Source organism: Protofrankia sp. Cas3 (assembly GCF_963555955.1).
Taxonomy (GTDB): domain Bacteria; phylum Actinomycetota; class Actinomycetes; order Frankiales; family Frankiaceae; genus Protofrankia.
Genome location: NZ_CAUVXP010000243.1, coordinates 1 through 6,078, shown reverse-complemented (window position 1 = coordinate 6,078; position 6,078 = coordinate 1). Strand labels below are relative to the sequence as shown.

Sequence of the window (6,078 nt, the reverse complement as noted above, 5' to 3'; positions counted from 1 at the left end):
GCCGGGACACCGCCGGGCGGGACACCGCCGGCACGGACGCCGGGACGACCGGAGCCACCCGACGATGAGCGGCCACGGGCACCGGCCCGGCCGCCCCGAGCAGGCCGGCGGCGCGTCCGTTGACGCGGCCGCGCCGGTTGTCGAGCTGGACATCGGGTCGGTGGCGCACGGTGGGACGTGTGTGGCTCGTCACGAGGGCCGGGTCGTCTTCGTCCGGCATGCACTGCCGGGTGAACGGGTCCGGGCCCGCCTGACCGACACCTCGCACGACCGGTACTGGCGCGCCGACGCGGTCGAGGTCCTGGCGGCCTCTGCGGACCGCGTGCCGGCGCCGTGCCCGCACGCCGGGCCCGGCCGGTGCGGGGGATGCGACTGGCAGCACGCCTCGCTTGCCGCGCAGCGGCGGTTCAAGGCCGAGGTGGTCCGCGAGCAGCTGCGCCGCCTGGCCGGACTCGACTGGCCGGTGGAGGTCGAGGCGCTGGACCCGCCGTCGGGTTCGCCGTCGGGTTCGCCGTCCGACGGTCTCGGCTGGCGCACCCGGATGCGTTACGCACTGACCGAACAGGGCCAGGTCGCGTTGCGGGGGCACCGCTCGCACGAGGTGATCGCGGCGGCGGACTGCCGGATAGCCCACCCGCTCGTGCGTGCAGCGGTCACCGGCCGGACCTTCCCGACGACCAGCGCGGACCCGAGCGCCGGTGCCGTCGAGATTGAGATTGAGGTCGCCGCGAGCGTCTCAAGTGGTAGCACGCTCGTCACACCAGTGGAATTAATCACTACGGCGGGTGGCTCCGTCGGGCTTCGCCCGGTTGACGACGAGATCGTGGAGGTGGTAAACGGACGCCGGTTCAGGTTGGCTCCCGGGGTGTTCTGGCAGGTCCATCCGGGCGCGCCCGAGGCGCTGGTGGACGCGGTCCTGGCGGGTCTGGCGCCACGTCCCGGGGAACGTGCCCTCGATCTGTACGCCGGTGCGGGTCTGTTCACCGCCGCGCTCGCCGACGCCGTCGGTCCCGATGGGGTTGTGGTGGCGATGGAGTCCGACCCGCAGGCGGTGGCGTCCGCCGCGCGCAGCCTCGCCGACCTTCCACAGGTGTCGTTGCGCGGAGTTCGGGTCTCGCCCGGATCCCTGCGTGGGCTGGCCGGTACCGGCGCTGACATCGTGGTCCTTGATCCGCCCCGGGCGGGCGCGGGCGCAGGCGTGATGCGCGAGCTGCTCGCCCTGCGTCCTCGGGCGGTCGCGTACGTGGCCTGTGATCCCGCACCCCTTGGCCGGGACCTTGCCGTGGCCGTCACGGCAGGTTACTCCATGGTCGGGCTGCGGGCGTTCGACCTGTTCCCGATGACCGCACACGTCGAATGCGTGGCGTTACTTCAGCGGCCCGGCTGACTCCTCTCATCTCGGTGGACACGCCGTCTCATCGTGGTGGACACGCCCGGCGGGAGCGGCGCGCGCACGCTGTGGCGCCGCCGGATGGCTCGGATCCCCCGGGGCAAACCGCGCATCGTAAGCGCTGGATGGCCCCCTTGGAGCCTGTTTGGAACGTGTTCACATGTCCGGTCTGTGACCGCGACTGATCCTCTGACCTGCGTAGACTGAGCGGCGTCCGGGGCCGATCCCCTCAAAAGGGGGGCAGGGAGTGCACGGAGAGGAAGTGCCGGTGTCGCTTCTGTCGACCGTCCGCAATCCGCACGATCTGAAGAAACTCGCAGTTGATGATCTTCCCGCGCTGGCGGCGGAGATCCGCGACTTTCTCATTCACGCGGTGGCACGCACAGGTGGTCATCTCGGGCCGAATCTCGGCGCCGTCGAGTTGACCATGGCGATCCACCGGGTTTTCGACTCGCCCCATGACCGGATCCTGTGGGACACCGGTCACCAGTCGTATGTCCACAAGATTCTGACCGGCCGTGCGGACGCGTTCGCCGACCTGCGTCAGCGCGGTGGCCTGTCGGGGTATCCCAGCCAGGCGGAGTCACCGCACGACATCATCGAGAACTCGCACGCCTCGACGGCACTGTCCTACGCGGACGGGCTGGCACGGGCGTACGCGTTGCGCGGCGAGTCCCGCTCGGTCGTCGCTGTCGTCGGTGACGGCGCGTTGACCGGTGGCATGTGCTGGGAGGCGTTGAACAACATCGCGGCCGCCGATCGTCCGGTGATCGTGGTTGTCAACGACAACGGACGCTCCTACGCCCCGACGATCGGTGGGCTGGCCGACCATCTGGCCGCGCTGCGCCTGGCACCCGAGTACGAGCAGGTGCTCGACGTCGTCAAGCAGGTGCTGGGCCGTACGCCGCTGGTCGGTGCGCCGCTCTACGATGCTCTGCACGGGATCAAGAAGGGCATCAAGGACGTCGTCCAGCCGCAGGGGATGTTCGAGGATCTCGGCCTGAAGTACGTGGGGCCGGTGGACGGGCACGACGTCCACGCGGTCGAGTCGGCGCTGCGGCGCGCCCGTGACTTCGGCGGGCCCGTCATCGTCCACTGTGTGACCCGCAAGGGCTTCGGCTATCCGGCCGCCGAGCAGGATGACGCCGACTGTTTCCACGCCGTCGGGGTCATCGATCCGAGCACCGGCAAGCCGGCCGCGGCCGGCGGTGGCGGCGGCATCAGCTGGACGGGCGTCTTCTCCGACGAGATCGTCCAGATCGGCCGGGAGCGTCCGGACGTCGTCACGCTCACCGCCGCCATGCTCCAGCCGGTCGGCCTGAAGGCGTTCGCCACGGCCTTCCCGGACCGGGTGTTCGACGTCGGCATCGCCGAGCAGCATGCGGTCACCTCGGCCGCGGGCCTGGCCATGGGTGGCCTCAAGCCGGTGGTGTGCCTCTACGCGACCTTCCTCAACCGGGCCTTCGACCAGGTGTTGATGGACGTCGCCATGCACCGGCTGCCGGTCACCTTCGTCCTGGACCGGGCCGGTGTCACCGGCGAGGACGGGCCGTCCCACAACGGTATGTGGGACATGTCCTTCCTCCAGCTCGTGCCTGGGTTGTCCCTGGCCGCGCCGCGGGACGAGCCCACGCTGCGGGCCGAGCTCCGCGAGGCGCTGGCGATCACCGACGGTCCGTCGGTGGTGCGCTTCGCCAAGGGCAAAGTCAACCCGGACATCCCCGCGATCGAGCGGGTCGGGTCGGTCGACATCCTCTACCGCTCACCCGAGGTGACACCGTCGCGTGAGGTGCTCCTGGTGGCGGTGGGCGCGATGGCGAACACCTGCATGCAGGTCGCCGAGCGGGTCGCGAGCCACGGCATCGGGATCACGGTTGTCGACCCGCGGTGGGTCAAGCCGCTCGATCCGGTGCTCGTCGATCTCGCCCGGATGCACTCGCTCGTGGTCACGGTTGAGGACAACGGCCGGGTCGGCGGGGTCGGGTCGACCTTCGCGCAGCTGCTGCGCGACGCCGACGTGGACGTACCGCTGCGGGACTTCGGTATCCCGCAGATCTTCCTCGACCAGGGCAAGCGCCCGGAGGTCATGGCCGAGATCGGCCTGTCCGCCCAGGAGCTCGCCCGCAAGATCGTCGAGATAGTCGCGGGCCGTGCGCCCGTCCTCGACGAGGATGCCGAGGAGTCCGAGGAGGAAAGCGCGGCCGGTCAGCTCTGAGCTCCACATCAACCCTTCGGGGTCGGTGCGTCCGTCCGAACGGTCCGGTGGGCTTTGTCCTCGCCGGACCGTTCGGCGTTGTCGGAGTTCGATCCGTTCGGCGGGGGCCGGTGACTGGCCGGAGCGTCGACGGGTTTGCGCCATGTCATGGCGGTGTGATGGTTGATCGTTGGATCGACGCTACGCTGAGCAGATGTTGCATGTACGTTCTGTTGACGGATGGGTCGGTCGGGCGGCCGGGCGCTGTCACTCAGAACCGGGCCGACCAGAACCGGGCCGACCGGGCTCCAGCCGTCGAGGGCTGCGGTGGTGGTTGACGCGGGTGGCGTTGCTGCTCGCGGTCGGGCTGCTCTGCCTTGCGCTGGTCGGTCAGTGGAACGCGGTCCGGGCGTCGTTCGACGACCTGACCGTGGCGAGCGTCGCCGCAGCCGGAGGCGTCACCGTGCTGGCGGTCGGGACGAGCGTGCTGTCCTGGCGGGCGCTGTTGGTGGGGCTCGGCGCGGAACTGCCGTTACGGGCGGCCGTGCGGGTGTTCTTCGTCGGGCAGATCGGCAAGTACGTCCCGGGCAGCGTGTGGCCGGTGCTGGCGCAGATGGAGCTGTCGAGGGCCTACGGCGTGCCCCGGGCAAAGGCTGCGTCGGCGAGTCTGATCGTGTTGGCGCTGGCGGTCCCGTGCGGCGGACTGGCCGCGGCCGTGACCCTGCCGTTTGTGTCGGCGACCGCATTAGGTCACTACGGGTGGGCGCTGCTGGCGGCACCGGGGTTTGCGGTGGTGCTGTATCCGCCGGTGCTGTCCAGGCTGCTGGCGCTCGCGTTCGGTCTACTGCGCCGGCCACCGCTGGAGCGTCCGCTCGCCGTCCGCCCGGTGCTGGCCGGTGCCGGCTGGCTGCTGACGGGCTTCGTGCTCTACGGCGTCGCGACCTGGCTGCTGGCACGTGATCTTGCGCCGTCCGTGCACGGGCCGCGCCTGCTGCTGCTCTCGGTCGGCGGGTACGCGCTCGCGTGGACGGCCGGGTTCCTCGTCCTGCTGGTCCCGGCCGGTGCGGGCGTGCGCGAGGCCGTACTGATCCTGGCGTTGGCGCCGGTGCTCGCGCACGGCCCTGCGACGCTGCTCGCTCTGGTCATCCGGCTGCTCGCGACCGTGGCCGATTTCTTGTGGGCGGCAGGCGGCATGGCCGTGCGTCCGGGCGACGCCCAACCGGTGTACGCGGCCCGCCGGGTGCCGGCCTGCGGGGTGCCGGCCCGCCGCCCCGGCAGCTCTCAAGGATGTGAATCGGATGCTTCCATAGCAGCATCGGATTCACATCCTTCGGCACCGTGAGCCGACGCGTTCCGGGCTGATCCGCTTGTAGGGCCTGTCTGATGGATCTTCGATCGCTTCGCCCAATATCCATCAGACAGGGGGAATGGGCGGGTTCATGACAATCGACGGTGGACGACGCCGCGAGGCAGCCATCCCGGCATGATTGTGAATGAGGCGCAGGTGTCCGCGGCCCTGCCCGGCTACGATCTGGGCGCCAAACTCGGCGCGGGTGCGTTCGGGCTGGTGCTGGCCGGCCGGCATCGCGGTCTGAACCGCCAGGTGGCGATCAAGATTTTGGCTGCGGGGCACGAGGGGCACGACGGAGCGGATGCGGGTTTCGCCGCCGAGGCGCAGCTGCTCGCCGCTATTGATCACCGGCATGTGGTCCGAGTCTACGACTACGTCGAGACCGACGACCTCTGTCTGATTGTCATGGAATTGCTGGGCGGGGGGACGTTGACCCGTCGCCGGGCCGGCATGTCGGCGGAGGCTGCCTGCGCGGTGGGTCTGGCTGTGGCGGCGGCGTTGTCCTGCGCGCATTCCCCGGGGGTACTGCACCGCGATATCAAGACCGACAACATGCTGTTCGACACCGCCGGTTTGTTGAAGGTGACGGATTTTGGGATCGCGAAAATCCTCACCGGGTCGGCGGCAACCGCGAGCGCGATTATCGGGACGCCGATGTACATGGCCCCCGAACAGATCACCGCCGGCCGCCTCGGCCCGGCGGTCCGGCCACCGATGCCCAGCTGGGCCTTCCGGACGGGGTGGCGGTCGATGCGGTCGGTAATCTCTACATCGCCGATAGCGGCAACCTGCGGATCCGGAAGGTTGACACGGCCGGGCGGATCAGCACAGTTGCAAAATAGGCCGTGACCCGAAAATTCGCAGGCCCGGCCAGGACGCCGTCGTCGAAACCGGTCCGGCTCGGTCCGGCCCGCCGAAGGTGGCCGCCGGTCGTGAGGCGCTCGGACCGTGCCTGCGGTGTGCCCGGAACGCGGGGATGTCCCGGCGCTGATCAACGGGACTTCTGGTCGCCCGGCGGGGTGGAAATGTCGGACCAGACACCTATTCTGAACATATGTTCGAATCGCCTGATGGGTGTGCCGGCCCCAACCCGGCCGGCCCCAACCCGGCCGGCCCCGACCCGGCCGGCCCCGACCCGGCCGG

General features: G+C 70.1%; 4 protein-coding genes and 1 pseudogene. All 5 read left to right on the top strand.

The annotated features are described in order from the left end of the window. Positions 1–64: 64 nt before the first annotated feature. The 5 genes and pseudogenes from U9983_RS26245 (at position 65) to U9983_RS28200 (ending at position 5,777) form a co-directional block, all read left to right on the top strand. A complete protein-coding gene (locus U9983_RS26245; protein WP_322756579.1) occupies positions 65–1,387 on the top strand; it encodes a class I SAM-dependent RNA methyltransferase in 1,323 nt (440 codons plus the stop codon). A gap of 271 nt (positions 1,388–1,658) precedes the next feature. After that, positions 1,659–3,605, top strand: a complete 1,947-nt coding sequence (gene dxs / locus U9983_RS26240) for a 1-deoxy-D-xylulose-5-phosphate synthase (protein ID WP_322756578.1) — start codon at positions 1,659–1,661, stop codon at positions 3,603–3,605. Between the two features lie 322 nt (positions 3,606–3,927). Next, complete coding sequence (locus U9983_RS26235; protein ID WP_416211557.1) at positions 3,928–4,926, top strand: lysylphosphatidylglycerol synthase transmembrane domain-containing protein; 999 nt, start codon at positions 3,928–3,930, stop codon at positions 4,924–4,926. A gap of 141 nt (positions 4,927–5,067) precedes the next feature. Continuing rightward, positions 5,068–5,637: pseudogene (locus U9983_RS26230) on the top strand (serine/threonine-protein kinase); the annotation flags it as partial. A gap of 38 nt (positions 5,638–5,675) precedes the next feature. Beyond that, a complete protein-coding gene (locus tag U9983_RS28200) occupies positions 5,676–5,777 on the top strand; it encodes a hypothetical protein (protein WP_416211558.1) in 102 nt (33 codons plus the stop codon). The last annotated feature ends 301 nt before the right edge of the window (positions 5,778–6,078 follow it).